This is a genomic window from Rhodococcus sp. PSi06 (assembly GCF_054960675.1).
Map to the genome: position 1 here is coordinate 63,850 of NZ_JBHNYO010000019.1, position 26,802 is coordinate 90,651.

Genomic DNA, 26,802 nt, shown 5'->3' on the forward strand with positions numbered 1-26,802 from the left:
GGCTTGGCTACCCGCGTGGGAGGATTGCAAACATGACCGCCACCGCGACCATCTACCACAATCCCCGGTGCAACACCTCCCGTACCGCGCTGAAAGCGATCGAAGAAGCGGGCATCACGCCGCAAGTCATTCGGTATCTCGAGTCACCGCCCACCGAGGACGAGCTCCGCACTCTCCTCGCCGACGCCGGTCTCGAACCGCACCAGGCTGTTCGAACCCGCGAAAGCATCTACAAGGAACTCGACCTCGCATCCGCGGACGCCGATACGCTGATCGCTGCGATGATCGAGCACCCGATTCTGATCGAACGCCCAATCGTGGTGACAGAGAAGGGAACCGTGCTGGCGCGACCCGCCGACAGAGTGCACACCGTCCTCTGACGAACTTCCCTCGCCGGGTCCGCAGACCTGAAGTAATGTCGAGGTCGTGCCGATGCCCGAGTGGAACGTCCGAGAGCTGACTCCAGGACAATTGTCCGAGCGCAGTGGAGTTGCTGTGTCCGCGCTGCACTTCTACGAAAAGCAGGGGCTGATCACCAGCCGCCGAACCACGGGCAATCAGCGCAGATTTCACCGCGAGACCTTGCGACGCGTGGCGTTCATCCGCATCTCACAGAAGGTCGGCATTCCGCTGGCCGAGATTCGGCAGGCACTGAGCGAGCTACCGGACGAGCGGACGCCTACGCGCGAGGACTGGGCGCGCCTCTCGACGCGGTGGCATCGCGAACTCGATTCTCGGATAGAGCAATTGACGAGGCTGCGCGACAACCTGACCGGATGTATCGGCTGCGGCTGTCTATCGCTGGCAGGCTGCGCTCTGGCGAACCCACACGACGAGTTGGCTCACTCGGGCCCGGGTGCGCGGACGCTGGATGTCGATTTCGACGACCCATCCACGCGACGAGGCACCAGCAACCGCGAGAACTGATCGTTGGCCCGCTGCAGAACGAACTCGTACGGCGGCGCGAACTTCCGAGCCATCCAGTATCCGAACCTGATGTCGTTGGAGGAATAGACGAGGTACTTGCGCTTGGCGATTCCGGTGAGAATCGCCTCGGCGACGACGGACGGCTCGACGGCCCGCTTCTCGAATCGATGCTGCAACTTCTGCACCCGAGGATCGTCTCGATCGACGCCGGCGATCTGAAGCGTCTGCACCAGACCGGTTTTGACGCCGCCGGGCACCACCAGGCTGACGCCGATTCCGTGGCGCTTGAGGTCGTATTTGAGCACTTCGGACACTCCGCGCAAGCCGTACTTGCTTGCGCTGTACGCCGCGTGCCACGGCAGAGGAATCAAGCCGGCGGCCGACGAGACGTTGACCAGATGTCCGCCGCGTCCGGCCTCGACCATGGGCGGAAGGAACTTCTCGATGATGTGAATCGGGCCCATGAGGTTGACGTCGACCATCGACTTCCAGTGTCGGTGCTCGAGGTTCTCCACGGTTCCCCATGCCGAGATGCCCGCGACGTTCATCACCACGTCGAGGCTGCCGAACTCGGCGTGAATGTCGTCCGCGAACGCGGTGACCGCCTCGAAATCGGAGACGTCGAAAGCCAGCGAGTGGCTGACGGTGCCGCCCGCGCGGCCCACCATATCCACCGTCTCGGCCAAGCCTGCGCCGTTGATGTCGGTGAGGAAGAGCTCTGCTCCCACCTCGGCGGCAGCGATGGCCGTCGCCCGACCGATACCGCTACCCGCACCCGTGATCAGTGTTTTCTTGCCACGCAGATCGTATGTAGCCATCGAAGCCTGTAACCCCCACCGGTTGCCACGTTCAGTTCGGGTTCGACCCTACGCGGTGACGACCGGGAGGGTTGTCACAATCTCTGCGACATCTCGTCTCGGTAATCGGCGATGGTGCGCTCGATCCGCTCAGCATCGTCGTCCGCGCCGCGTTTGCGCGCATCGTCTGCGCGGTGTTGCAACGTGCCGATCGCTTTGCGAAGTTCGTTGTCGGACATTCTCGAGTTCTGCGTTGTGTGTTCCATATCACACAGTGTGCCGGGCATAGGGATACCCGGCAAGCGCTACCGGGTTACGAAACGTGTCAGACGGTGACGGAAGCTGAGGTGATGTTCTCGCGCACGAAACTGGACAGACTCCGCGCTGCGAATTCCCGGAAGTAGGCGAGCTTGTCGGCAGGCACGAGGGAGGGAAGCACGGTGTTCCACACCTTCTCCATCCGCGACGGCGCATCTTCGAGACGCGACTGCGCCTCGGACACCATCAGCACTCCTGCCAGCATTTCGCATACCAGCAGCGCCGCGTTGCCTGAATCCAAGTGATCGGCAACGTCACCGTGCTCGATCGCGCGTTCGAACAGATGCTCGAAGATGTTGCCCCAGGTACCGAACACACTGCCCCGAGCGGTGTCGGAACCGTCGATCTCCATCTGCAACCGGTACATGACTCGAACCAGGGGATCGGAGGCCGCGAGCTCGAGTACCGAGTACGAAATCCCGATGACGGATTCCAGCGCCGGGCTACGGCTGTCGACCAGGCCGGCGCACGCGGTGGACACCCGCTCGTGGCCTTCGTCGACGATCGCGCGGGCCAGCTCCTCCTTGGACGCGAAGTGGAAGTACAACGCCCCCTTGGTCACGCCGGACTGGGCGGAAACCTGACTGAGCGTGGCATTCGCATGCCCCACCTCGAGAAAGAGATCCGCTGCGGCGCGTAGTGCGGCCGCCCGCGTTGCTTCTGCCCTGAGTTGTCTCACCATGTTGCTGCACCCCTGCTCTGTCGACCTTGCGATGACATCGACGCCCTGTTCACGCCGCCTACCCTGGAACGAACGGCGTGACTGTTGTTTCACGACGTCTTTGCGGGCCGACTGCGCTCGACAATGGTAACCGGTTCGGCGGCGACTTTGTGATTCGAAAGTGACGATTGGGTGAAAAAGGGCCCGACTACAAAACAATTGAAATGAAAAGTTCCACTTCTCCGGAACTTGTAACGACTTCTACTTCCTCTTTGTATGCGCGGAAAATGGCACCCGACGCCACGCAATCGTCGACTTGAGCCCATACGTCTTCTATTGGATCCGCCAATGAACCGCTCGGCGTAAACACCGCAAACACACCGGTCGGTATTGAAACGAAAACATCGCCGACAGCGACGTCCGCGGTCGAATCCACCGAGACGGCAACGACGGCGTTGACGGTGCCGTGCGCATCCGGTACGTACACCGTGTTCACCTGATCCACACCGATGTGCTTCTCACGCAACCGATCTCGCAGAAAGCGCATCCACTCGCTACCACTCGATTCCGCACCGGGATCGACTCTCGGCGCGACCAATCCGCTGAACAACTCCGCACTGCGCGCCGTCACCCGAAAGCTCACGACGAACCGCCAGGCACGGTGATCGCCAGATAGAGATCGATTTTGTACGCATGCGGATAGCATTCGTAATCGCCGGTGAACGATCGCACTATCTCGCCCTGCTCCTCTGCGTGATCGATCTGCGTCCACAGGCGAGTGAGAACCTCGGGGAAATACCCGACGGCCGAGAATCGTGCGTATTTAGCGGCAGGGACTTTTGCAATCAAATGTCCGCGCGCAACCTGACCCAGCGAAGAGCAGAGATAACCGACTATTTGCGTGTTGTATGAACCGATACCGGGGGCGAAGTCCGTATAAATGGAAGCCAACGGACCTGACGTGTCCTGATTGAGCACCGCAGACCAGGCTTGATCCAGAGCGGGGTCGTTGAGCCTTCCGAGTGCCCGTTTGGGGCTGCGCACTGGAAGACCGGCGACCCACGTTTCGGGTAGGTCGACGATCTCGAACGACATCCATACTCCGTAGAGAAAGTTGAAGGGGCAGATCCGGTGCTCGGACCGAGTCCGAGGGTATCGCCCGTCAATCTACCGGCCCGACGGGCACGTCGATCGTCAATTGATCAACCATACCGTCAGTTCGTTTTGATCGCTCAGTAACCTCTTCACGATCGACCGATGCCGTTCGAGTGAGCAAGCGGTCGTTGGTCGGGTATTGCCGAGGCTGCCTTGCTCGACCACCCCGGCCGCCCGCCGATTATGTTGTCGGTGCCGTTTCGGGCGAATCGGGCTTTGCCGCTATTTCTTCTGTTCGATCGAACGGACTATCACATCGCTGTAATTCACCGTCGAACCATCAACAATTCATTTGTTGGAAACAGTCATCGATCCTTCTACTCAAACTACGGACAGATGCCGGTCGGATGTAACGCTGGCGTCGGGATGCGACACTGGCAGAATGCGCGAATCGCATGTGGACAACATACGCGTCAGCGGCCAATGAACCGCGTGCAGAATCATATCCGCGACCAGCAATCGACGCAGCGACTTGCTTGCCAGATTATGGAACGCCCAGGTCCGATAGGAACTCTGTACATAGTGGCGGTATTCGAGTGGAGGCGTGAGCAGTCGACGCCCCGATACCTCGACACACATGGACTTGATCTGCGCGATCTGTAGCCCGACGCGGTAGAGACACAGTGAGAGATCGATGTCCTCGTGTAGATCGGTTCGCAAACTCACTCGGTCACGGGCCGCCTTCCACGCGGAGCGACGAATGGCGAAGTTGTTGCCGGAGGCCGCAGATACCCGCAGCTCATCGGGCTTGCGCTTGGTCGAGAACCTGACGAAGGCCCGGTATGGAGCAGACCAGGGCGAGTCGTAAAGGTATATCGGTCCGGTCACCGCGGCGTAGTCCAGTCGTCGATCGAAAAAGTCCAAAACCGACTTCGCCCAGCCTGATCCGACGTGTGTATCGGCGTCGATTCGTCCGATGATCGATCCGCTCGCCTGGTCGAAACCGGCGTTTCGTGCGTGCACGACTCCGCGCTCGGACTCGGCCACGAGTGTCACCATCGGAAATCTGCGTCGGCGATCGAGCACGATCTCAGCAGTGTCATCGGTGGAGTTGTTGTCGACCACAATTATTTCATGAATGTGTTCGCGCTGCGCGAGCAGTGCATCCAAGCATTCACCCATGTGGGCGGACTCGTTGAATGCAGGGACAACGATCGAAAGAGTGTTCACCCGTGCCAACCCCTGACGAATTGTTTTCGGCAATCGTGTGGCTCGATTCGTTTACATAATTCGTGTCCCGAAATGCGAGCCGCGGACGAATCTGATGCTACCTCACTGCTGTGGGTTGATAATTCGTCGAATTATCGGCTTGAAACAATATGAATTACGATTGAAGTTCATCGACGGTACTTCAATTCATCAACTGGTCTCGAAAACAAGCATAGAACCGGTTTGGATCTACCGAGCCGACTGATCGTCCACGCCTCGGATGCGTCTCGCCGGACTGCCCGCGTAGACCCCATTAGGGTCACAGTCGCTTGTTACGAGGGAGCCGGCACCGATGATGCATCCCGAACCGACCCGGACGCCCGGCATGATGACGGCACCGGAGCCAACCCAAGTGCCCGTTCCGATCGTCACCGGCGTGCCCACCAATCGCCCTGCCCGTCGTGTCGGAACGCCCACCTCATGAGTACTGGTCAACACGCGCACATGATCCGAGAGGAAGACTCCGTCACCGATGTCGATGTTCGCCACCGTGTCGAAATAGCACCCGTAATTGACGAATGCACCGGCACCGAGACGAAGTATGCCTCGGCCCTGAACCATCTGACCGCCGTAGACGAGCGCTCGTGAACCTGCCTGTACGCGCGCTCCCGTCAGCGCTCGTCCGCGGAGTATCGCGGGCAGCAAAGGGCAATTCGCCAACGCAACCACCGTGGATTGCCGCACCTGGAACAGAGCCCAGAGAACATCGTCGGCTACGTACCCTCGCCAACTGCGCATGAACAGAACTGTAGCTGTGCGCACTGAGGCAGCCGAGCGACATACCCGGCTCACAGGGGGTCCGTCAGCGGATCAGATTCAGGCGCGCTTCGTTGAGCACGAGAACACCGTCGCGAACTCCGAACAGGTCGATTTCCTCCGACAGTCCGTGGGTGTTGCCCAGCAGCGTCTCCGACGACGTCGACGTCAGACGGGCTCCGGTCATGGGGTCGACCGCCTCGATCTTCCCGAGATCGGACAGCCACACGGTGCCGTCGTGCAGTACGTCGGGGGTGGCCGAGAGCGGGGGAACGACTGTGGGCCACGCCGGCGCTCCAGTACGAAGATCGAGGGCGGGGGCACCGCCGGCCAGCACGACATTGCCGACAACGGCGATGTCGCCCTGGTAGAGGTAGCCGTACTCGTAGTCGGCGGTGGACCAGAGCCGCCGACCGGTCGAGGGGTCGAATGCATCGCCGTTCAGCAAGACCGGGTCGTCCTCCGCAGCGGGTGCGTCGATCGTGACTCGTTGATACGCCTCGACGTCGACGGTCGCGAGTACACGTCCGCGCATATCGACCACGTCGGTTCGGTACTCGAACAAGTCACTGCAATGCCGTCCCAGGACGAAGTGGACATCGTTTCCGCGGACCGACCGCGCACGGACGCAATCCGGCACACCGAACCGCGAGATGATCTCGCCGGTCTCGGTATCGAACACCGTGGTGGCGGAGAGGAAGTTGGTGACTCCTACCCCGCCCACGAATTCGATCATGTCGCCGGGCAATGACATCCCCACGTACGCGTCGTCCATCGTCAGCGACCAACGCGAGTCCGGGTCGTCGAGCGTCCCCCGATGGATATTCGTGGTGTAGCCGTCGATCGCGCCTTCCATCACGTAGATGTCGGTGCCGTCCGTCGCCACGCTGAAGATCTCCCAGCCTGTCGGATGACGGGTGACCGCACCGTCGGTGGTGTCGACCGCAACCACATCACTTCCGCTGCTGCACAACATCACTGGACCGAGAAGGGACGTGGAGCAGTTGGCGATTCCTTCCGCCGACGTCCTCCACCGAACGTGTCCGGTCGATGCGTCGACCCCGACCAACTCGGGCTTGTCGAAATCCTGAGTTTCCTGGTTCGTCACACCGACCTCGGTCACCAGAATGTCGCCCGCCTCGATGACGCCGCCGACCTTGCCACCGAACCGCGCACCCACCGGGTCCACGAAGGTGGCGAATTCGTTGCCCAGCACGTCCGCGGCATCGAGGGTCCAGACCGCACCCGGCGACGTCGGCGTCGAGCGCTCGAGGGGCTCGCTCACCTGTTGCCCACTGCTGACCGCCACAACAGCTGCACCGACGCTCACCACTGCCGCGGCTGCACTGACCGCGAGCCGTCTGTAGACGTTCACAGCACGTCCAGCCCGTCGGCCGTCGCGATGACACGAAGGGTCTCGGCATCGAGCGGCTCGTCCGGCTTCTCGGCATGTGAACGCACCTGCACCTGGGTGCCCGACGGGTAGGTGACGGTGACGGATCGATACAGCCCTCCACTCGAACCGGATTGCGGCGCAGGCGAATACGAGTACGGCGATTCGTCCACCTGGAGCACCGCACCGCCGTCGAGCATGTCCGTCGACAATGGCCTGTTCGCATAGGCGGGGTCGTAGACGTCCGGGATCGTCGGGAGCTCCTGGCCCCCTCGAATGGAGACGGACAGGTCTGCACCGGAGTCGAGCACGTCGACGTGCGTGCACACCACCCCGGGATCGAACGCCGCGAGCATCAGGCTGTCCAGACCGTGATCGAAGCGCAGGCCCGTGTCGATGCGCTCGAGCGCGGCGTTCAGTTCTGACGCCGTGGCACCGTCGATCTGCGTGCCGCCACCGAAGAACGCGAACGAGTTGTCGCACGCCTGCGCCGGTTCGGGGGTATCGGCCGGAACCGTAGCGGTGATTCTGAGCTGTGGGAGTGCCACGATCGCCTTCAGTTCGTCGACCGTGAGCACAACATCGCGCGGGCCCACGTTCGTCGACAGAAAGCCCTCACCGTCCGACGCCGTGGCCGTGATCCGCGAGCCGTCCGGGGCGTAAGCGGAGACCGACCGGAAGTTGGTTCGGTCGTCGCCGTACTCGTACCAGGATTCGCTCGCATCCATCACCGTGCCGTCCGCCGCGGTGGTGCGCTCCTGGAGAGCGCCGGCCACGCAGGGCGGAACGCCTGTCCCCGACGCCGATACATCGACGACGAGCAGACCGAGCGTCGGCCCGCGTTGCATCTCGGCCGAGGCCGACGCGGACCCCGGCGGCTGCGGCTCTCCCGGTTCGGTCGAACTCTGTGGAATCGGCTGAAAGACGAGTGACTCTCGGGTGCTTCCGAATGCGATGTCCACGCCGTCCGGCAGGGCATCAGCGACGGCGTCGGTCATCAGCACCGACCGGGGCCCGGAGTACCACGGATACTGCGGATTGTCGTAGCTGTCCGCACTGGTGACGATCCGTCCCCAGGTGCTCGATTCCGGGGCGGGGGGCGGCAGCACGTCGTCGCAGCCAGGGATGGAGGTGGGAAACGCAATTTCTGGAGTGCGATAGGTGGTGTCCGCCGGTTCGGACGACTGCTCCGGCGCAGGCGCGGTCGTCGTCGGCGAACTTGCACTCGCGCGCGGTTGTTGCGCGTCACCGCGATCCACCAGTGCCGCGACACATACTCCGACGGCAACGATGGACACGATCGTCAACGCGTCGGCCAACAGTCCGGCGCGACGAGGACCGAGGCTATTGAGCACCCAACGAACATACAGTTCTCGATACGAACCAGACACGGGCTACGAAAGCAGACCTGGTGTGGAGCTGAGGGGAATCGAACCCCTGACCTTCTCGATGCGAACGAGACGCGCTACCAACTGCGCCACAGCCCCTTTGCCGTCATCGTGACCGGCTGGGTAACCCTAGCAAATCCGTGTGGGACGGCCGCTACGCGCCCTGTGCCCGGCGCACGTTGCGATCGTCGTCACGGCTGGCTTGGAACGGCTCCTCGTAGTGGTCGAGGTGCTCGAACTCGGGATCCTCGTCGTCGATCTCGAGAACCACTGCGCCGGGTCGACGCAAACGTTGTGGGACGAGCTCGAGTTCTTCGTCGGTCTCCGATTCCACCCCGAGTCGGGATCGGCTCATCCGGGTGAGCCGACGCCGCCGCACTTCTTCCTCGATCTGAACCTGCCGGCGCAGGTAGTACAGGTAGCCGACGAGGACTGCGACGGACAGTCCGCACAGCCACCAGATCGTCGGAGAAATGATGAACGCCAATGCCGCCGTGGTGATCGCGGCGAAAACCAAACCGAGCACTGCGCGCTGACGGAACGCGTATCGCGCAGCGCGTGCCAGCGCGTCCGCCTCTGGATCGAAACCACCGCGGCCGCGGCGACGAGGCACGAAATCGTCGTCGACGACGCCGGGCTCGTGCGAGGCCGAGCCTCCGCGCGCAGGTTCCCCAACCGGTGCGTCGCGTTCGAGGTCGTTCTCTGCTGCGTGAGTGTCCATCGGGTCCTCCGCGGTACCGGGTAGATCGGGTGAGTCTGAACGTGCGGCCGCCGATGACGGGCCGAATATTTCACGAGCCGGCGCGGAGACCCGAAGGTCGTCCTCCGGTCGCCAATCGGGATCGCTGCGGTGGCCGGTCGCCGGGCCGCGCTGCTTGCGCTTGGTGCCACCTCGATGCAGAACGCGCGTGGCGAGCGCAGCATCGGTGGTCTGCATGATCTGCGGACGCTTGGTCATCAGCATGGGAAGAAGAACGAACAGCCATACGGCAACGAGACCGATCCAGATGACCGAGTTCGGCATCGGCGGTGTTCTCCTCCCTCGAGCTACGGCGACAGTCGTGACGTCATCAGGCTATGGGGAGCAGGTGCGAGAACCACGCAGACGCGCCGACCCGAATTACACTCCTGTCACTTTGACAACACGAGTGCCATCTTCTCGGGCCAGATCACGCCCAGGCGGCGCGTCCCGAACGGACCAACCGATCGACGACTGTTCCGTGCACCTCACCGGAGGTGAGCGCGACGAGCTTGTGATCGCGCCATTCACCGTCGACGTCCAGATACTTGTAGAGCAGACCTTCTTCGCGGAACCCGACATTGCGCAGCACTGCTTGACTGGCGAGATTCTCCGGTCTCACCGTCGCTTCGACGCGATGCAGTCCGACGGGTCCGAAACAGTGGTCGAGTCCGAGGGCGAGTGCTGCAGTTGCGACGCCCTTGCCGTTGACCTCCTTGGACACCCAGTAGCCGATCCACGCAGACCGCAGTGCGCCGCGAACGATGTTCCCGGTGGTGATCTGACCACAGAATTCGCCGTCGACCTCGATGACCATGGGCAGCATGTGACCTTTGCGTGCCTCGGACTTGAGTCCGGAGCACAGGGTGGGCCACGAGGAGATGTGATGCCGTGAATTCCAGCTGCCCTCGCCGCTGGGCTCCCAGGGTTCGAGGTGGGAGCGATCCTGGGTGCGAATCCGGCTCCAAGCTGCCGCGTCACGCACCCGAACCGGCCTCAACGTGACGGTTCCACCGGCCACTCTCACTGGACCCAATTTCGCCGGCCAACCTGGGTGGCTCGACCACGTTCGCGGCATCCGTCGATCGTATGCGCTACGCGCAGTGGTGCACTCGACTGCCCCGGGCAGCACCTGTCCCCGCCACTGGCGTCAGCCTCTCTGCGCGAGGAACGAGACCTTCACTTCTTCGCCGGTACGGATTTCGGTGACCTCGGGATCGATGACTACGAGGCAATTCGCCTCCGCGAGTGTCGCGAGAAGATGCGACGACGATCCCGGTGCTCCCCCGAGTGCCTGGACCAGATATTCGCCGGTCCCCTCGTCGCGCATGAGCTGGCCGCGCAGAAATCCCTTGCGATCCTCGATCGAGGTGATCGGTGCCACGGTTCGGGCCGTGACAGTCCGGCGCATCGGCTGTCGTCGACCCAGGGCGATGCGAATCAACGGACGAACCATCACCTCGAACACCACAAGTGCGCTGACGGGGTTCGCCGGCAACAGGAAGGTGGGTACCTCGTCGCGTCCGAGTTGGCCGAACCCCTGGACCGATCCGGGGTGCATGGCAACTCGTTCGACCTCCATGTCGCCGAGTTCGCCGAGCGCCTCCCGCACACCGTCGGACGCTCCACCGCCGACAGCGCCGGCGATGACGACGATTTCGGAACGAATCAACTGGCCTTCGACCACTTCGCGAAGCCGCTTGGGATCGGTACTGACGATGCCGACGCGGTTGACGTCGGCACCGGCGTCTCGCGCCGCGGCGGCCAAGGCGTAGGAGTTGACGTCGTAGACCTGGCCGGGCCCGGGGGTGCGATCGGTGTCGACGAGTTCCCCGCCGACCGAGATTACCGACAATCGCGGACGCGGATGGACCAGTACCTTGTCGCGGCCGACCGCCGCCAGCAATCCGACCTGAGCTGCACCGATGATCGTGCCTGCTCGCACGGCCACGTCGCCGGGCTGGACGTCGTCACCGATCTTGCGAACGTAGTCACCCGAGCGGACCGGCCGAAACACCTTGACTCGGGCTCGGCCACTGTCGGTCCGATCGAGCGGCAACACCGCGTCGGCCAGCGTCGGCAGTGGCGCTCCGGTATCGACTCGCACTGCTTGCCGTGGCTGCAAACGGATAGGTTGACGCGATCCAGCCGAGACCTCGCCGACGACGGGCAGCGTCAGGTCGATGCGCTCGTCTTCCTCATTGCGCAGATCCGTACCGGCAGCGGCCACATCCACACTGCGCACTGCGTAGCCATCGATCGCGGCCTGGTCGAAGCCGGGAAGGGGACGCTCGGTGACCACTTCTTCTGCACACAGCAGACCCTGTGCTTCGGAGATGGCGACCCGAACAGGCCGTGGAGCCACCGCCGCGGCGGTCACTCTGGTCTGCTGATCTTCGACCGAGCGCATCTGGCCCTTCCTCTATGGCATCGACCCGCGATGCTATTCGTACGTGGTCAGTTCCGGTGCCCAGCTGTCGCTCAAGCGCTCGTTCAACCATTCGCGCAGCGCGGGACCGTAGTCGTCACGCTGCAAGGCAAAGTCAACCGCAGCGCGGAGGTATCCCCCGGGATTTCCGAGGTCGTGTCTCGATCCGCGGTGCACCACCACGTGAACGGGATGGCCTTCCGAGATCAGCAGCGCGATGGCGTCGGTCAGCTGCAATTCGCCGCCGGCACCGGGCTCGATGCGTCGGAGGGCGTCGAAGATTGCGCGGTCGAGCAGGTAGCGGCCCGCCGCAGCCAGATTGGACGGGGCCTCTTCTTTCTTGGGCTTTTCGACCATGCCGGTGACCTTGAGGACGTTCGGGTTGACGGCGTCGGGCACGATCTCGACGGAGAAAACACCATAGGACGAGACCTTGTCGTCGGGAACCTCGATGGCGCACAGCACCGAGCCGCCACGCTTGGCGCGGACCCGAGCCATGACGTCGAGCACTCCGCGGGGCATCACCAGATCGTCGGGCAGCAGTACTGCGACGGAATCCTCGTCCTCGTCGAGAGCTTCCTCGGCGCAGGCGACGGCGTGACCGAGTCCGAGCGGTTCGTGCTGAATGACCGACTGCACGTCCAGCAGCTTCGGGGCGACGCGCACCTTCTCGAGCATTTCGAGCTTTCCGCTCGCTTCGAGCTTCTTCTCCAGAACGAGGTCCTCGACGAAGTGGGCGACGACGCCGTCCTTGCCGGGTGAAGTGACGATGACCAACCGTTGTGCACCGGAATCTGCCGCTTCTCCGGCGACGAGTTCGATACCGGGTGTGTCGACGACCGGAAGCAGTTCCTTGGGAACGGTTTTCGTAGCCGGCAGGAACCGGGTACCCATGCCTGCGGCGGGGACGATGGCCGTGCGGAAGTGCACGGGCGTGGCGGCGGTCGTCGCTGAAGCGGCTTCTGTCATGGTGCTCACCCTATCCATGGTTTACGGAGATCTGCTCGCCGTGTGCTGCGTTGTACCTCCGAGTGCATATCGTTGAACGACTGCACAGGAAGGGTGGGTGAACCGTTGTGACCGTTCCCGAATTCTCGGAGAACACGCCCAAGGATCGTTGGCGGGCACATGTCCTCGCCGAACGCCGACTGCTCGACGATGCGCAGCGCGCGGTGGATTCCTTCGCACTCTGCCATGTTGTGGCGCAATTGGCGGCCGAACACCCCGCGGTGGCCGCGTACGTGCCGGTCGGGCGGGAGCCGGGGTCTATCGAGATGCTCGACGCGATGGCCGCGGCCGGCTCCACCGTCCTGCTCCCGAGTGCGCACGAGCCCGGACCGCTGCGGTGGGTGGCCTACTCCGGGAGCGAGTCGTTGGTGGCTGCGCCCTTCGGGCTGCGCGAGCCGTCCGGGCCGATCCTCGAACCCGAGGCCGTCGGGCTGTGTTCCTTGGTGTTGCTGCCGGCGTTGGCTGTCGATCGCCGCGGTGTTCGATTGGGTCGCGGTGCCGGGTTCTACGACCGAACACTCGATCTGTGCAGGCCGGACGCGATGCTGGTTGCGGTGGTGCGTGAAAGTGAACTGGTGGATCGACTACCGGACGAACCGCACGACCGAAAGGTGACGCACGCGTTGACCCCAGTCAGCGGACTCGTACGCTTGGGTACGGAATAACGTTCCGATTCGATTGGTTGGCACTCCTGACTGTAGAGTGCTAATGCTCTCCCCAGTTTCGACGAACAGACAAGACACCGGCGGTGTTCGGCCTCGGCTCGCAGAGCAGCCAATCTCCTCGGTGACCAGCGCGGAGGAAACACGATGCCCACTTACTCATACGCCTGCACCGAGTGCGACAACCGGTTCGACATCGTCCAGTCCTTCACCGACGACACGTTGACGGTATGCCCGGCGTGCTCCGGCAAGCTTCGTAAGTTGTTCAACTCCGTCGGCATCGTGTTCAAGGGCAGCGGCTTCTACCGCACCGACAGCCGCGGCGGCTCGGGCACCTCGAGCGAGAGCGCAGGCGAGAAGAAGTCCGACGCGGCAGCCACGAAGTCCGACTCGAAGTCCGAGACCAAGTCGGACTCCAAGCCTGCCGAGAAGAAGTCTTCCGATTCGTCGTCATCGAGCTCATCTTCTTCTTCGTCCACCACGAAAGCTGCTGCCAGCAAATAGCTTTCAGCTTCATCCACAGGCCGGGCCGTTATCCACAGCCCGGCCTTTTCGGTATTCGAAGTGTCGTCGTCGGCACTAGCGTTTCCGGCATGACTGCTGGCCGGAACCGACTCGACTCGACGCTCCTCGATCGCATCACTCTGCGGCCGGCATGGATCGATTCCCCGAAGGTTCGACGTGTGGCGGCAGGCGCGCTGGTAGCACTTGCAGCGGTGTTGTTCGTCGACGACGCTGCCGGCGACGACCGAGTGGACGTGATCACCGCCGGACGCGACCTGACACCCGGAACGGTGCTGACGTCGGCCGATGTGGTGGTCTCCAATTGGGACTCCGACAGCGTTCCCGAGGGCGCACTGATCGATACCGGTGCAGTGGATGGCCAGACGCTCACCGGGCCGGTTCGAGAAGGCGAATTGCTCACCGACGTACGCCTACTCGGATCCCGGACGGCTACGACGGCTTTGGGGACCGAGGCGCGCGTCGTACCGGTGCATCTCGCGGACGCCGGAGTCAGTGATCTGCTGCGTGAAGGCGATCAGGTGGATGTGTTGACCGTCGAGGTGCAGGAAGACCCGAATGCCGTCCCCACTGCCCGGGTGCTGGCGTCCGGTGCCGTGGTTGTCCTCGTCTCCGACGACGCCGGGGGTAATAGACAACGGGATCGGGTGGTGCTGCTTGCGTTACCCAGCGACGATGCGACGACGGTGGCCGCCGCGTCGTTGGTCAGTGCTCTGACGGTGACGGTGCACTAACGTCTCCCGAGACAGAACACACCGATCGTTGGGAGAGGGCTCATGCTGAAGGGCTTCAAGGATTTTCTACTGCGCGGGAACGTTGTCGATCTCGCAGTTGCAGTGGTCGTCGGTGCGGCGTTCACCGCCATCGTCACCGCTTTCACCACCAACATCATCAACCCCCTCGTCGCAGCCGTCGGCGGCAGTAACGAACTGGGATGGGGCATCAAGATCCTGTCGGACAACGATGCGACGTTCATCAATCTCGGTGCGGTGGTCACGGCGATCATCAACTTCATCATCATCGCCGCGGTTGTCTACTTCGTGCTGATCCTGCCGGTGAACACGGCGAAGAAGCGCTTCGTCAGCCAGCCGGAGAAGGAACTGAGCGACGTCGACGTGCTCGTTCAGATTCGCGACATCCTCGCCGGGGGAACCGCTGCGGGACAGAAGCTCTCGACGGCGGAAGACACCACAGGCGGCAGCGGCGAGGCAATCGACGCTGCACCGGACTTGGGCAAGCACTCCAAGGACTGACAGCTCCTTACCCGCACTCGGCGGGCCCCTATCGAATGAATGTGCCAGTCACGCACTCTGAGTGCGTGGCTGGCACATTCATTCGTCTGTGAGGGTGTTGGAAGGGCCGGCCGCGAGGGCCGTCAGGCGATCAGTTGTTGAACGTCTGCAGCGGAAGCTCGTCGAGGGTGATCGTCGTGCCGTCGGCCTCGCAGGCCGACTTCACGGCTGCGCCGTTGTCGACGAATGCCTTGCCCGACGCGCTGTCGGGTTCCGACAGTTCGAGTGTGTCGGCCGGCAGCGCCTCCACGAACGTGGTGGACGCGGACGCGACATCACCGGACGCCGTGCCGGGCACCGACTTCAACGAGTCGACGGCAGCTTGCTTGTCGGCTGTCCACTTCTCGATGTTGGCTGCCGATCCCGGTCCCGCGGTCACCAGGCCGACGAAGGTGTTGTGATCGGCGGCGAAGGTGTTGCATGCATCGGTGCTCTGACCGGTGGCAGCCTCGTCACTGCTACTGCAGCCGGTGACCAACCCGAGAGCTGCGACGGCTCCTGCTGCGAACACTGTGAAACGGGCTTTGCGATGCATCACTACTTCTGAGCCTTCCGTGAACGTCGAACTGTGCGTGTGCCGAACATAGTTCAGGCCCGCACGGAGAATCCGTGCGGGCCTGAACCGGAGAATCTAGCGAACCAGAGTCAACCGAAGAAGATCAGTTGAGGCGAGTTGCCGGGCCGTACGTGGTGATGGAGTCACCCTTGGCGCTGAGCAGGGTGACGTACGGACGAACCGTGACGTTGCCCAAGATGCCCGTAGCGGTGCCGTGGACGCCGGCGAGCTGGATGGAGCCCTGTGCGCCTGCAGCGTCACCTTCGGTCTTGGAGATGTTCGCCTCTTCGTTAAAGGTGGCGATTGCACTCTCGGACTGAACGACGCCGCCGCCGGGAGCGAGATCGATGGTCGCAGTTGCCTGCGGGATCAGCTGGACGCCGACATCGAGAGCGCTCGTCGAGGTTCCGGCACCACCGAGAGCAATCGCAGCGGGGCCTGCAGGCACGACAGGAATCGTACCGGTCACAGTGGACGTGTTGCCGCTGCCGATGCCGAGCTTGGCCGAAGGCGAAGCCCACTCGACCGACACGCCACCGTCGAGGCTCAGCGGGTAGCCGATCTGCAGGCCGGCGGTGAGGGTGCCCTCGAAGTCGTCAGCCGTGGGGCCCTGGACATCAAAGGATGCGCGGCCGTCGTAGAACCACTCACGGGTGAGCGGGTTTCCGTCGAGAGGCGCAACGCCGCTGACGAAGGAGTCGGACAGGGTCAAGGTCACGGTGTTGCCATCGGCGTCGACGATGGACTTCGCGCTGTCGACTCCGGCGGAAGCGGTTCCGGTACCGAGTACCAGGCCGACTACCGAAGCGCTGGCAGCAACTGCGACGCTCATGGACTTGAGTCCCCGGCTGCGCCGCGACTTCTGGATCTCCGTCATTTATTCCTCATCATGTTCAGTCCCAGCGCGGTGTCGCACGGGGAAGCTTGTGGCTTTCACCCTCGAACTGATCGGCCGCAACGATGCGAACGAGCCCGAGCCGGATGTCGCCGTGAAGGCCACATCCTCGTTCAACTGTTCCGAGATGAAGGGCGCGGCACCGGTTGGTCCCACGCCCTCGATCTGGAAGCTGAGGGGAACATTAGAGGAGATGCCTGACCGTGACAATCCCTACGGTCGACGCCGAAACGTTGCCATCTCGTGATGTGTTTCGGCGGCGTGAACTTCTTTCACAGCAGTGTTAGCGATAACTCGAGTCACAGCATCTCTCGCAAGCGCCGAAGCGTTACATCGGTCACGCACGGGTAAACCGACCCTGATGTGGGAATACTCGAATGCCCGCGTGTCCGGATCGACCGTTTGGTGCCATCCGAGCGGTGTCCACATAGTCCGTTTCATGCCTTGCCGCCCGAAGCTACTGATGGGTAGCTCGCTAACGGTAGGTAAACGAGTAACTAACAGACCTGTCATTCCAGCCAATAAAATGTGTCGTGGATCACATCAAAAGTAATGGGGTGGTCTCTGCTGTTTCAACCAGTCGACCGACAACGAGTCGCCGTCAGCGCCCTCGTTCTGTTCGTCCCCGGTCGTTTCCGGTAGTACCTCGCCGAAGATGCGAGCGAGCCGGGCCCGTTCTGCTCGGGCCCGGCTCGCTTCGTCTTCGGCCGATCGATCGTCGTTCGGCTCGTTCATCGGTGTCGCTACGCGTCCAGCCCCGACAACTCGGCAATGACCTGGCTGGCCAACGGAGTCAGAGTGGCCATCCCGTCGCGAATCGCTGCCCGCGACGAAGCAAGGTTCACCACCAGGGTGCTGCCGGAGACGCCGACCAAACCTCTGGACAGGCCCGCATCCAAGGATCCCGCAGCCAGGCCCGACGAGCGCAGGGCCTCACTGATACCCGGGATCTCCCGGTCGAGCACCTCCGCAGTCACGTCAGGAGTCACATCTCGCGGCGAGACTCCGGTTCCGCCGATCGACACCACCAGATCGACACCGCCGATCACCGCTGTGTTGAGAGCGTTTCGCACGTCCACTTCGTCGGCAGTCACTGCAACGACGCCGTCGACGAGAAAGCCTGCCTCGGTCAACAGTTCGGTGACGAGAGGTCCCGTCGAATCCTTCTCGGTGCTGTGCGCAGTTCGGTCGTCCACGATGACGACCAACGCGCGGCCGGCCAAGGGTGCGTCGAGTTCCATACCGCTCACCGTAGTAGTAAGGCCTCCACCCGGCTCACGCTGTGCGTAAATCGTTGCAACCGTTCCGTGCTTGCCCGCTTCCCGCAACATCAGCGACCGCCCGGGAACGACGGGATCTGCAGCGACGGAACCTGCGCAGCGGGTGCTGCGGCGGGCTCGGCCGTACCCAGCGTGACGTCGACGGTCTTTTCGCTGCCACCATCGGTGTAGGTGATCTTCACCGAATCACCGGGCGCATGAGAGCGCACCGCCGCGATGAGCGCATCACCACTGGCGACGATCCGATCGTCGACCTTGGTGATGACCGCACCCTTGGGAATGCCGGCGGCTGCGGCCGGCCCGCCCTCGGTGACCTCGACGACCGTTGCGCCGTTGGCGTCGTCCTTCGACGGAACCTGGACCCCGATCATGGCCTGGGTCGCCTTGCCGGTTTTGGTCAGCTCGTCGGCGATGCGCTTGGCCTGATCCACCGGGATTGCGAACCCGAGTCCGATCGAGCCACTCTGAGCACCGGAGCTCTCGCCGCCGCCGAGCGTGGCGATGGCGGTGTTGATACCGATCAGCTGGCCGTCGGTGTTCACGAGCGCGCCACCGGAGTTGCCCGGGTTGATCGCGGCGTCGGTCTGGATCGCGTCGATCACCGAGTTCTGGTTGCCCGACTCACCGGAGGTCGACACCGGCCGGTTGAGCGAGGACACGATGCCCGTGGTGACGGTGCCCGCCAGACCGAGCGGCGAACCGATCGCGACAACCTGCTGGCCCACCTCGAGATTCGACGAAGACCCGAGTTCGATGGGCGTCAGATTCGTCTTGCCCTCGGCCTTGATGACGGCCATGTCCGATACCGAATCGGCTCCGACGATCGTGGCGTCGGCCACCGAACCGTCCGCGAAGGCGACGGTGAGCTTGCCGTTGGCTCCCGCGCCGGTCGCAACGTGGTTGTTGGTGAGGATCAAGCCGTCGCTGCTGAGGATGACGCCCGAGCCCTCTCCCTCTTCCTGCGAGCCCTTGACCTGAATCTGCACCACGCTCGGCAGAACCTTGTTCGCGACGGCTTGTACGGAGCCGTCGGGGAAATTGGCAGCCGGCTGCGCGGCCGTGACGGTGGAGTTCAACGAATTGGACACTGCGCCGCCGTTGCCGTTGGCGTTGTTGGTCGCGATCGCGCCGACGGCACCGCCGATTCCGCCGCCGACCAGAACGAGCGCGATAGCGCCGGCCACCAAGGCCGATCGGCCGGGCCGAGTCTTCACTGCACCCGGGACGGAGTTCGACTGCGGTACAACGTGCTGCGGCTGAGCGTGAGCCTGCTGAGACGCCTGAGGCTGACCCTGCTGGCCGTACGGCCCGTAACCGGGCTGGTAGGCCCCCTGCCCGTAGCCTGCGTACTGCTGCGGGTAACCCTGCTGCGACGCTGCGCCCTGGGGATTCGCCTGCTGGGACGGGAACTGCTGCGTCGGATGCTGCTGAGCGGGATCCTGCTGGGTCGGATGCTGCTGGGTCGGATGCTGCTGGGCCGAGTAGTTCTGCTCGTCGCCGCCCGAAGCCCGGTTCGCCGGATGCTGCTCGGACCCGGCACCCTGCCCAGGCTGTTCGGATTCGTTACGGTCGTCACTCATCGTTGCTGCTTCCTTCAGTAGGGACCCAGAGGTCCTCCCGCCTTCTTGCTACTCACTGTGCAGGGCGGTACTGAGAGCGCGCTGAGATCCGCCTATCAGTTTGCCGAGAGTGCGGTCAGCTTGCCGAGAGTGTGTCCGGATCCGGGGCACCTTCGCCCGGCAGCACGATCCGAATGAGCGCACCCCCGCGTTCGGATACCTCGACCCCGATCGTGCCGCCGTGCTTGACGACCACCTGTCGCACGATCGCAAGCCCCAGGCCACTTCCCGGCATCGAGCGAGACGCCGTCGAGCGGTAGAAACGCTCGAACACCAACTCACGATCTTCCTCTGGGATACCCGGGCCCGCGTCGTCCACCGTCAGCTCGAGCAGGCCGTCACCCATCTGCCGCATGGCAATACGCACCTCGCCGCCACTCGGACTCCACTTCGCGGCGTTGTCGAGCACGTTCAGAACGGCACGCGAGAGACCCGCCTGGTCGCCGTACACGAACCATGGCATCAGCGTTGCGTCGAAGTCGATTTCGTTGCGTCGCCTGCGTGCTCGTTCGAGACTTCGTTCCACGGCATCGGCCAAATCGACGCGCTCGAACACCGTCTCCGGTGCGTCCTCACGGGCCAGATCGACCAGATCTCCTACCAGCGTGGACAGTTCCTGAATCTGCGCCACCACGTCGGTTCGCAGTTCGGCCATGTCCTCGTCCGGAATGGACGGCGCACCGGGACGGCCCGCAGCGATGAGCAACTCCATGTTGGTACGGAGCGATGTCAACGGTGTCCGAAGTTCGTGGCCGGCGTCGGCGACCAATCTGCTCTGCCTGCCACGAGATTCGGCGAGCGCCCGGAGCATCGTGTTGAAACTCTCTGTCAGCCGAGCCAATTCGTCGTCACCGGTGACAGGGATAGGCGTCAGATCGTCGGTACGCGCCACCCGTTCGGCTGCAGCTGTCAACCTCGCGATCGGCCGTAAACCGGTACGTCCCACCGCCATGCCTGCGCCTGCAGCCAACACGACGCCACAGCCGCCGACGATCAACAGGACCCATGCCAGCCGGTCCAGTACTACCCCGGTGGGAAGCAACCGCTGCGCTACGACGAGCGTGCTGCCGTCGTTGGTGCGGATGGCCAGGACCCGTTGATCGTCGAGCGTCCGCAGCGACGATTCCTGATCGCCGCGCACCACAGCGAGTTCGGCGTCGCCGATCGGCACCTTAGGCCCCGGCGGGTTGTAGCTGGACATGTCCGGATAGATCAACGCGACGCTCACGTCCGTGCTGTACAGCGTGGCACCGGCAACGAAGCGTGGATCGTAGGAAACGAGCGTGGACTCGGCCAATGCCGATGCACGAGAACGCAATTGGGTGTCCACATCACCGTACAGAGCTCGCGAGACCACGGTGTACGCGGCAATGGCCATCACTGCCACGGCAATTGCGACGACCGAGGCCGCGAGCAGCGTCACCCGCCAGCGCAAGGACACGGATCGTGTCAGCGGCGTCGGCGGCCGCATCGCAGCAGGCGCGCCACCCCCGGCGTCGGCCGTCTTACGCCCGAACGAAGCGACCATCACGGGGGCGTTTCGCGCAGGACGTACCCGACACCGCGAACGGTGTGGATCAGCCTCGACTCCCCCTCCGCCTCGGTCTTACGCCGGAGGTAACCGACATACACCTCGAGGGCGTTGCCCGACGTCGGAAAGTCGTAGCCCCATACTTCCTCGAGAATTCGACTTCTGGTGAGAACTCGGCGCGGGTTCGTCATCAGCATCTCGAGCAACGAGAATTCGGTACGGGTGAGGCTGATGGAGCGCTCGGCACGCGAGACCTCCCGGGTGACCGGGTCCAGAGACAGGTCCGCGAAGGTCATGGTCTCCGAGTCGATGCCCGCTTCCATTGCGGTACGCCGGAGTAACGCCCGCAGCCGGGCCAGTAGTTCTTCGAGCGCGAACGGCTTGGGCAGGTAGTCGTCGGCCCCTGCGTCGAGACCGGCGACGCGCTCGGACACCGAATCGCGAGCCGTGAGCACGAGAATCGGCAGGTCGTCGCCCACGCTGCGCAACCGCCTGCACACTTCGAGTCCGTCGAGGCGGGGCATCATCACGTCGAGCACCAGCGCATCCGGCCTGCCTGCCGCGACTTGCTCCAGGGCGTCGAGCCCGTCGACCGCGAGGTCCACGGTGTATCCGTTGAACGTCAGCGACCTGCGCAGCGACTCACGCACCGCTCGATCGTCGTCGACCACCAATATCCGCATTCGTACAGTTTGTCCTGGTCGACTGAGACACGGCTGAGAGGGGTGGTCACCATGGACCGGCGGCGACGGCCGGAGGTCACAGGGTGGGCAGGTTCCGGGCCTGCGGCAGGTTCCATTTCCGCCATAGGGCCACGACTCGCAGGCCGGTGGCCACGACCGTTCCGACGATCAATCCGACGTTCTCCGGAAGGGTCAGTGCATCGGCCACCACCACGGTCGTCGCCCCGAGCAACGCGGGCAGGGCGTAGAGGTCGCGGTGCAGGAGCAAGGGCACGTCGTTGACGAGGACGTCCCGGATGACGCCACCGGCCACGGCCGTCGTCGTACCGATGAGCGCTCCGGACAGGCCACTCCCGCCGACACTCAACGCGATGGTCGCGCCGGTCGATGCGAACAGTCCCATCCCGAACGCGTCGAGCACCAGAACGCCGCGGCGCACCTTGCCCATCTGCCGATGGCCGACGAAGACCACCAACGAGGCGAAGAATCCGACGGTCACGTTCGGCCATGTGTCCAGGGATGTCGGTGGATGGATACCGAGCAGCAGATCCCGGATGATGCCGCCGCCGATGCCGGTCGTGATTCCGACGACGCATACGCCGAACAGATCGAGCCGGCGCTGGACTCCGACCAGAGCCCCCGACGCCGCGAAGACTGCGATACCGATATATCCGAGGAGGTCGAGAAGCACCGGATCAGCATGTCACGGCACTGACAGGAGCTTCACAGCAACATCCGAGGCTCGGCTCAGCATCTGCGAGCAGTGTCGTGTCATCAGCGAATCCGCCTCACCGAGGAGACCATCATGCGTATCGGAATCAAGAAGACCATCGCCACGATCGCCGTAGCCGGTGCCCTCTCACTCGGTGGCGGTGCCATCGCCCAGGCCGAGCCGGATCGGGCCACGATCCCTGCTGTTGCGGGGAGCTCGGAAGCGGACGCGCTGCAGGCGCTGTCGGATGCCGGCTTCACCGACGTCACCGCCGACTACGACCGACCCGACGCCATCGTGATCGGAACGAATTTTCAGACCGGAATCAAGGTCAGCGAAAACGCGCACGTTCTCGTGATAGTCGGCCAAGGCTAGGAAGGCCGTTCAGACGATAGTCTCGACCGGGTGCCGTCCGGCACAGTTCTTTCTCGAACCGAGGTGACCCGAAGTGCCGATCGTCGACAACGCCGTTTACGTCGAGGGAAAGCGAACCGCAAACCCCGAAAGCCTCGATATCACGTTCGAGTGCATGCGCGATCGCCACGGAATGGCCTGGATCGGACTGTATCGACCCGAGCTCAGTGAGATCAATGCTGTGGCAACCGAATTCGGCTTGCATCGACTGGCCGTCGAGGACGCCATCGCAGCCCACCAACGGCCCAAACTCGAACGGTATGCCGAACAGCTCTTCGTCGTACTGCGCCCCGCCAGATACATCGACGAGACCGAAAAGGTCGAATTCGGTGAATTGCACATTTTTCTCGGCAAGGATTTCGTCGTCACCATTCGCCACGCCGAATCGCCCGAACTCGGGAAGGTGCGGCACCGACTCGAGGAATCGCCCGAATTGCTCGCACTCGGGCCAGAAGCGATCCTGTACGGCATCCTCGACCAGGTGGTCGACGAGTACGTCCCCGTCATGAAGGGCTTGCAGACCGACATCGACGAGATCGAGGATCAACTGTTCACCGGCGATCCGAAAGTGTCGCGTCGGATCTACTCACTCTTGCGCGAAGTATCCGAATTCGATCGTGCTGCAAAGCCTCTGGTAGAGATGATCGAATCGCTCAAGCGCGGATCGGACAAATATCACGTCGACGTCGAATTGCAGCGCAACCTCCGCGACGTGCTGGACCACGCGATCCGCATCTCCGACCGTATCGAGGCGTTCCGGTCCAACCTGCAGAATGCGATGACCGTGCACTCCACCATGGTGGCGCAGCAGCAGAACGAAGAGATGCGCAACATGACCCAGGTCAGCCTGGAACAGAACGAACAGGTCAAGCGTATTTCGTCATGGGGTGCAATACTTTTCGCGCCTTCCCTGATCGCCGCGATCTACGGCATGAACTTCGAGGACATGCCAGAACTGAAGTGGCACCTGGGCTATCCGCTTGCCCTGATCGCCATGGTGATCTGTTCCAGCGCACTGTACGTGGTGTTCAAACGGCAGAAATGGCTCTAGAGCGGGTTCGCCACAGGTGAGTGGGAATTCGTAGCACTGGTCGAAGTTCCACTCACCTGGGCACTCAGGAAGAACCGAAGATCGGGCCGACGGGGATCTTTCGCTCGAAGGTCAGACGATCGAACTCGTTACCGTATTCGTCGATGGCACCGATGGTCATCGTGCTGGCCTTGATGCCCGGAATGCCCGGCACCACATCGACTCTGACGAACGAGTAGTTGAGGAATCGAACCCGTGACCAGGTGGTGGACTCGGCAGACTTGGTGCCGTCTTGTGCCCACACGTAGCTGTTCGGAACAGCCGTGTCGGGAAGTTCGTGGCCGCGGTAGCTGACGCCCTCGCCGTCCTGGAACGTGTATCTGGGACGGCCGCCACCGCCGACGGTGTAATACACCGTGCCGTCGGTCTTTCCGCACACCGTCGCGTTGTCGCCGGCCACCCGCGTCGGACGATTGCCGCGGATGGGGTCGGTCCTCTCGAAGACGTGATTGTGCGCCTGAAGCACCACATCGACCTCGTACTTGTCGAACAATGACACCCAGGCGTCGCGCACGCCGCCGTCACTCGCGTGTGTCGACGTGGTCGAGTACGCGCAGTGATGGAAGAAGCAGACGATGAAGTCGATGTTCGGATCGGCGCGGTATTTCGCGAGAGTCTGCTCCACCCAGGTGTTCTGGGCTCCCCCGCTGTAACCGGTATTGGCCTTGATCTCGTAACTCACGTCGTTCGCGTCGAGCGAGAGAACTGCGGTGTTGCCGTAGACGAACGAGTAGGCCGACGGGCACCCCTTCGGTCCGGTGGTCGGCTGATCGAGTCGCGCCGCGTGGCCACCGTAGCCGTTGGGGCTGTACAGCGCTTCCATGTCGTGATTACCGGTGGCGAACAACCACGGAGCAGTGGATGCGCTGGCCTCTATCGCCTGGAAGTAGCCGTCCCAGACGAAGGGGTTGAACTTGTCGAAGCCCTTCGGCGGCGTCTGACCATGCTTGGCGAACTGCGGTGGCAGGCCTGCACCTGATGGATCCGCGTACGCGATGTCGCCGGCGAGGATATGGAAATCGGGGCGTGAAGCCTCGATTGCCCGGTTGATGTTCCGGGCGTGCTTGACCGACGGTTCGTTGTCCGCCTTGTAGTACAGATCGTCGTAGTCTCCGGCTACCAAACCCTCCGGTTGCGAGGGGGTTTCGTCGACGCCCTGATCGCCCATCATGGTGAAGCGGAACGGAGCGATGCGTCCGGACGGCAGTGCGGGAGATGCGCTGCGAATATCGCTGACGAATCCGTCTGCCGTGCGCCAACGATAGTAGTGCGGCAGCTTGGGCGTCAGATTGTCGACGGGCACGTGCACGTAGTACTGCTCGGCCGAGAGAATTCCGCCGTCGGTCTGTGGCACCTGACTGATCAGATTGCGCACCTCCGCGGACGTCGTCGCGCCCAGTGCAGGTGTCGGGCCGTGATCGAGGAAGACCCCGGTGATGCCGGGATTACGCGAGAGTTGAGCGGAGAACCGCAACTGCGTCGCCGGATCGTTTCCGAATCCCATGTGTCGCCCTGCCACGGCCAACGGAGCGTCCTGCGCATAAGCAGTGCGCGCGAAGACCGAGTTTCCGACGCCTACCGCGGCAGCCGTCGCGGCCGCTCCGACCAGAAAGTTGCGTCGGCTGACCGGGTGCCGCCGCAGAAACGACCGATGCCAATCGTGCTGCTCGGCCATGGTCATGTTCTCGGCGAGTGTGCCCGGGATTCCGGTCGCGACGGTCTCGCCTGCGGGATTGAGCGTCATGAATCGATGGTGACCGTGAAGCCCCTTCGGACGCTGAACGGAACGGAGCACTACAGATGAACAAATGGCGAACACCGATGCACAACGGGACGAACGGGGACAATCCCGTCGGACGAGTACTCGGAGGGTCGACACGGGCCAGTCGCTCCGGGACCACGGATCGATGCAATGAAATAGGAAAGATGGACCAATGCACAAGCTATCCGCCGTACATCGGCGTCCTTTTCAGCTCAAACAGACATACGCGACACGTGGCGCGCCAACTCGGTCGACGACTGGCGCGCCAGAACACCCCCGCACTGCTAGTCTGAGCACGAAACTTGTGGTCAGCGTCCGTTGGCTGAAGTTCGACGTGAGTTATACGCCTCCCAAGATTGGGGCGGTCCTACGGCCGCATCCAGTCGGCAGAAGCCAACAGATCAGAACCAAGGAGAAGTCATGTTGAAGAAGTCGTTGGCCGTTGCCACGCTGTCCATTGCGTGTGCGATCGGATTTGCCCCGCTGGCGCAGGCCGCCGATTTGCCCGATTTCGATGATGACATCAAGGGCAATTCCATCTCCGACGTCCGCGCAGTGGTCAAAGGGACCGGTAACGTCTTGCTCGTCAAGCTTGAAGACCCGATTAATGGATGCGACGACGAAGATCGCGAAGCAACTGCATGGCGTACGGTTTATTTCGCGCCGATCGACCGTTACAACGTGATAGTCACGTTCTCGTGCTAGTCGAGAGAACATTCTCCCGCACGTGATCTTTAACAAGACGCGCATCGAGATAGATCTCGGTGCGCGTCTTTCGTCGTTCACCCCTGCGGTCCGAGACGCACTCAGGTCCCTTCGACGTCGAGGATCCGCCGCAGCTCGTGCCCGATGTGCACAAGGCCGAGCCCGTTCCCATCGATTAATGGTTGCCTCGACACCATGCGCGGGATGAAGTGAGAGCGGGACAGAGTGCACGGAACCGCCACGGTCTGGCGGGATCCCGTCGATCAGGCCCACTAGCGTGCAGACCTGCCCAGCATGCCG

30 protein-coding genes and 1 tRNA gene are annotated in these 26,802 nt (G+C 63.0%); 9 read left to right on the forward strand and 22 right to left on the reverse strand.

Features of this window, described 5'->3' with window-relative positions; all coding sequences use genetic code 11:
* Nucleotides 1-32: 32 nt before the first annotated feature.
* Nucleotides 33-380 (forward strand): arsenate reductase (glutaredoxin), encoded by a 348-nt coding sequence (arsC, locus tag ACFI9K_RS22260; protein ID WP_462665515.1) that lies wholly within the window; start codon nucleotides 33-35, stop codon nucleotides 378-380.
* Between the two features lie 46 nt (nucleotides 381-426).
* Nucleotides 427-927 (forward strand): redox-sensitive transcriptional activator SoxR, encoded by a 501-nt coding sequence (gene soxR, locus ACFI9K_RS22265; RefSeq protein WP_462665516.1) that lies wholly within the window; start codon nucleotides 427-429, stop codon nucleotides 925-927.
* Here the strand turns inward: soxR and ACFI9K_RS22270 are convergent.
* The 14 genes from ACFI9K_RS22270 to ACFI9K_RS22335 form a co-directional block, all read right to left on the reverse strand.
* Complete coding sequence (locus ACFI9K_RS22270; protein WP_462665517.1) at nucleotides 843-1,745, reverse strand: SDR family oxidoreductase; 903 nt, start codon at nucleotides 1,743-1,745, stop codon at nucleotides 843-845. The genes soxR and ACFI9K_RS22270 overlap by 85 nt on opposite strands.
* 74 nt (nucleotides 1,746-1,819) lie before the next feature.
* On the reverse strand, nucleotides 1,820-1,990 hold the full coding sequence (locus ACFI9K_RS22275; protein ID WP_462665518.1) for a hypothetical protein: 171 nt from the start codon (nucleotides 1,988-1,990) through the stop codon (nucleotides 1,820-1,822).
* 59 nt (nucleotides 1,991-2,049) lie between these two features.
* On the reverse strand, nucleotides 2,050-2,724 hold the full coding sequence (locus ACFI9K_RS22280; RefSeq protein ID WP_462665519.1) for a ScbR family autoregulator-binding transcription factor: 675 nt from the start codon (nucleotides 2,722-2,724) through the stop codon (nucleotides 2,050-2,052).
* Nucleotides 2,725-2,911: 187 nt separating this feature from the next.
* Nucleotides 2,912-3,346 (reverse strand): effector binding domain-containing protein, encoded by a 435-nt coding sequence (locus ACFI9K_RS22285; RefSeq protein WP_462665520.1) that lies wholly within the window; start codon nucleotides 3,344-3,346, stop codon nucleotides 2,912-2,914.
* On the reverse strand, nucleotides 3,343-3,798 hold the full coding sequence (locus ACFI9K_RS22290; protein ID WP_462665521.1) for a GyrI-like domain-containing protein: 456 nt from the start codon (nucleotides 3,796-3,798) through the stop codon (nucleotides 3,343-3,345). The genes ACFI9K_RS22285 and ACFI9K_RS22290 overlap by 4 nt, the downstream gene beginning before the upstream one ends.
* A gap of 381 nt (nucleotides 3,799-4,179) precedes the next feature.
* Entirely contained in the window at nucleotides 4,180-5,028 is an 849-nt protein-coding gene (locus tag ACFI9K_RS22295) for a glycosyltransferase family 2 protein (protein WP_462665522.1), read from the reverse strand.
* 228 nt (nucleotides 5,029-5,256) lie between these two features.
* Entirely contained in the window at nucleotides 5,257-5,805 is a 549-nt protein-coding gene (locus tag ACFI9K_RS22300; protein WP_462665523.1) for an acyltransferase, read from the reverse strand.
* 64 nt (nucleotides 5,806-5,869) lie between these two features.
* The gene (locus tag ACFI9K_RS22305; protein ID WP_462665524.1) at nucleotides 5,870-7,198 is read right to left on the reverse strand and encodes an outer membrane protein assembly factor BamB family protein; all 1,329 of its coding nucleotides are present in this window, start codon (nucleotides 7,196-7,198) and stop codon (nucleotides 5,870-5,872) included.
* Nucleotides 7,195-8,571 (reverse strand): hypothetical protein, encoded by a 1,377-nt coding sequence (locus tag ACFI9K_RS22310; RefSeq protein ID WP_462665525.1) that lies wholly within the window; start codon nucleotides 8,569-8,571, stop codon nucleotides 7,195-7,197. Before ACFI9K_RS22310 ends, ACFI9K_RS22305 begins: the two co-directional genes overlap by 4 nt.
* A 59-nt stretch (nucleotides 8,572-8,630) precedes the next feature.
* Nucleotides 8,631-8,703 (reverse strand) — tRNA-Ala (locus ACFI9K_RS22315).
* 55 nt (nucleotides 8,704-8,758) lie between these two features.
* Nucleotides 8,759-9,628: a divisome protein SepX/GlpR gene (gene sepX / locus ACFI9K_RS22320; protein WP_462665526.1), complete on the reverse strand. Its 870-nt coding sequence runs from the start codon at nucleotides 9,626-9,628 to the stop codon at nucleotides 8,759-8,761.
* Nucleotides 9,629-9,773: 145 nt separating this feature from the next.
* Nucleotides 9,774-10,421 (reverse strand): GNAT family N-acetyltransferase, encoded by a 648-nt coding sequence (locus tag ACFI9K_RS22325; RefSeq protein ID WP_462665527.1) that lies wholly within the window; start codon nucleotides 10,419-10,421, stop codon nucleotides 9,774-9,776.
* 72 nt (nucleotides 10,422-10,493) lie between these two features.
* A complete protein-coding gene (gene glp / locus ACFI9K_RS22330) occupies nucleotides 10,494-11,753 on the reverse strand; it encodes a molybdotransferase-like divisome protein Glp (RefSeq protein ID WP_032377296.1) in 1,260 nt (419 codons plus the stop codon).
* A gap of 33 nt (nucleotides 11,754-11,786) precedes the next feature.
* Entirely contained in the window at nucleotides 11,787-12,740 is a 954-nt protein-coding gene (locus tag ACFI9K_RS22335; RefSeq protein WP_462665528.1) for a UTP--glucose-1-phosphate uridylyltransferase, read from the reverse strand.
* Between the two features lie 107 nt (nucleotides 12,741-12,847).
* Between ACFI9K_RS22335 and ACFI9K_RS22340 the strand changes: the two genes are divergently transcribed.
* The 4 genes from ACFI9K_RS22340 to mscL all read left to right on the forward strand — a co-directional run bounded on the left by ACFI9K_RS22340 (nucleotide 12,848) and on the right by mscL (nucleotide 15,216).
* Nucleotides 12,848-13,444, forward strand: a complete 597-nt coding sequence (locus tag ACFI9K_RS22340; RefSeq protein ID WP_462665529.1) for a 5-formyltetrahydrofolate cyclo-ligase — start codon at nucleotides 12,848-12,850, stop codon at nucleotides 13,442-13,444.
* A 144-nt stretch (nucleotides 13,445-13,588) separates the two neighbouring features.
* Nucleotides 13,589-13,945 carry an FmdB family zinc ribbon protein gene (locus ACFI9K_RS22345; RefSeq protein ID WP_222092368.1) on the forward strand — a complete coding sequence of 119 codons (357 nt, stop codon included), beginning with the start codon at nucleotides 13,589-13,591 and terminating at the stop codon, nucleotides 13,943-13,945.
* An 89-nt stretch (nucleotides 13,946-14,034) separates the two neighbouring features.
* A complete protein-coding gene (locus tag ACFI9K_RS22350) occupies nucleotides 14,035-14,697 on the forward strand; it encodes an SAF domain-containing protein (RefSeq protein ID WP_462665530.1) in 663 nt (220 codons plus the stop codon).
* Between the two features lie 42 nt (nucleotides 14,698-14,739).
* Nucleotides 14,740-15,216, forward strand: coding sequence for a large conductance mechanosensitive channel protein MscL (gene mscL / locus ACFI9K_RS22355; RefSeq protein WP_462665531.1), 477 nt, complete (start codon nucleotides 14,740-14,742; stop codon nucleotides 15,214-15,216).
* 130 nt (nucleotides 15,217-15,346) lie between these two features.
* Here mscL and ACFI9K_RS22360 read toward each other — a convergent pair whose 3' ends face one another.
* The 7 genes from ACFI9K_RS22360 to ACFI9K_RS22390 all read right to left on the reverse strand — a co-directional run bounded on the left by ACFI9K_RS22360 (nucleotide 15,347) and on the right by ACFI9K_RS22390 (nucleotide 22,510).
* Nucleotides 15,347-15,790, reverse strand: a complete 444-nt coding sequence (locus tag ACFI9K_RS22360; RefSeq protein ID WP_462665532.1) for a hypothetical protein — start codon at nucleotides 15,788-15,790, stop codon at nucleotides 15,347-15,349.
* A gap of 124 nt (nucleotides 15,791-15,914) precedes the next feature.
* Nucleotides 15,915-16,688: an MspA family porin gene (locus ACFI9K_RS22365; protein WP_462665533.1), complete on the reverse strand. Its 774-nt coding sequence runs from the start codon at nucleotides 16,686-16,688 to the stop codon at nucleotides 15,915-15,917.
* Nucleotides 16,689-17,449: 761 nt separating this feature from the next.
* Complete coding sequence (locus ACFI9K_RS22370) at nucleotides 17,450-17,947, reverse strand: MogA/MoaB family molybdenum cofactor biosynthesis protein (RefSeq protein ID WP_032377304.1); 498 nt, start codon at nucleotides 17,945-17,947, stop codon at nucleotides 17,450-17,452.
* Nucleotides 17,948-18,036: 89 nt separating this feature from the next.
* Complete coding sequence (locus ACFI9K_RS22375; RefSeq protein WP_462665534.1) at nucleotides 18,037-19,566, reverse strand: S1C family serine protease; 1,530 nt, start codon at nucleotides 19,564-19,566, stop codon at nucleotides 18,037-18,039.
* Between the two features lie 115 nt (nucleotides 19,567-19,681).
* On the reverse strand, nucleotides 19,682-21,133 hold the full coding sequence (locus ACFI9K_RS22380; RefSeq protein WP_462665535.1) for a sensor histidine kinase: 1,452 nt from the start codon (nucleotides 21,131-21,133) through the stop codon (nucleotides 19,682-19,684).
* Complete coding sequence (locus ACFI9K_RS22385) at nucleotides 21,133-21,819, reverse strand: response regulator transcription factor (protein WP_032377306.1); 687 nt, start codon at nucleotides 21,817-21,819, stop codon at nucleotides 21,133-21,135. Before ACFI9K_RS22385 ends, ACFI9K_RS22380 begins: the two co-directional genes overlap by 1 nt.
* 76 nt (nucleotides 21,820-21,895) lie before the next feature.
* Nucleotides 21,896-22,510 carry a trimeric intracellular cation channel family protein gene (locus ACFI9K_RS22390; protein ID WP_462665536.1) on the reverse strand — a complete coding sequence of 205 codons (615 nt, stop codon included), beginning with the start codon at nucleotides 22,508-22,510 and terminating at the stop codon, nucleotides 21,896-21,898.
* 114 nt (nucleotides 22,511-22,624) lie between these two features.
* Here ACFI9K_RS22390 and ACFI9K_RS22395 point away from each other — a divergent pair, with 114 nt between their 5' ends.
* Both ACFI9K_RS22395 and corA read left to right on the forward strand, forming a co-directional pair.
* Nucleotides 22,625-22,906, forward strand: coding sequence for a PASTA domain-containing protein (locus tag ACFI9K_RS22395; RefSeq protein ID WP_462665537.1), 282 nt, complete (start codon nucleotides 22,625-22,627; stop codon nucleotides 22,904-22,906).
* 73 nt (nucleotides 22,907-22,979) lie between these two features.
* Nucleotides 22,980-23,996, forward strand: a complete 1,017-nt coding sequence (corA, locus tag ACFI9K_RS22400) for a magnesium/cobalt transporter CorA (RefSeq protein ID WP_462665538.1) — start codon at nucleotides 22,980-22,982, stop codon at nucleotides 23,994-23,996.
* Nucleotides 23,997-24,060: 64 nt separating this feature from the next.
* Here the strand turns inward: corA and ACFI9K_RS22405 are convergent, their stop codons facing one another.
* Nucleotides 24,061-25,779 (reverse strand): metallophosphoesterase family protein, encoded by a 1,719-nt coding sequence (locus tag ACFI9K_RS22405; protein WP_462665539.1) that lies wholly within the window; start codon nucleotides 25,777-25,779, stop codon nucleotides 24,061-24,063.
* A gap of 438 nt (nucleotides 25,780-26,217) precedes the next feature.
* On the opposite strand from ACFI9K_RS22405, the gene ACFI9K_RS22410 reads away from it, so the two are divergent.
* A complete protein-coding gene (locus ACFI9K_RS22410; protein ID WP_462665540.1) occupies nucleotides 26,218-26,502 on the forward strand; it encodes a hypothetical protein in 285 nt (94 codons plus the stop codon).
* The last annotated feature ends 300 nt before the right edge of the window (nucleotides 26,503-26,802 follow it).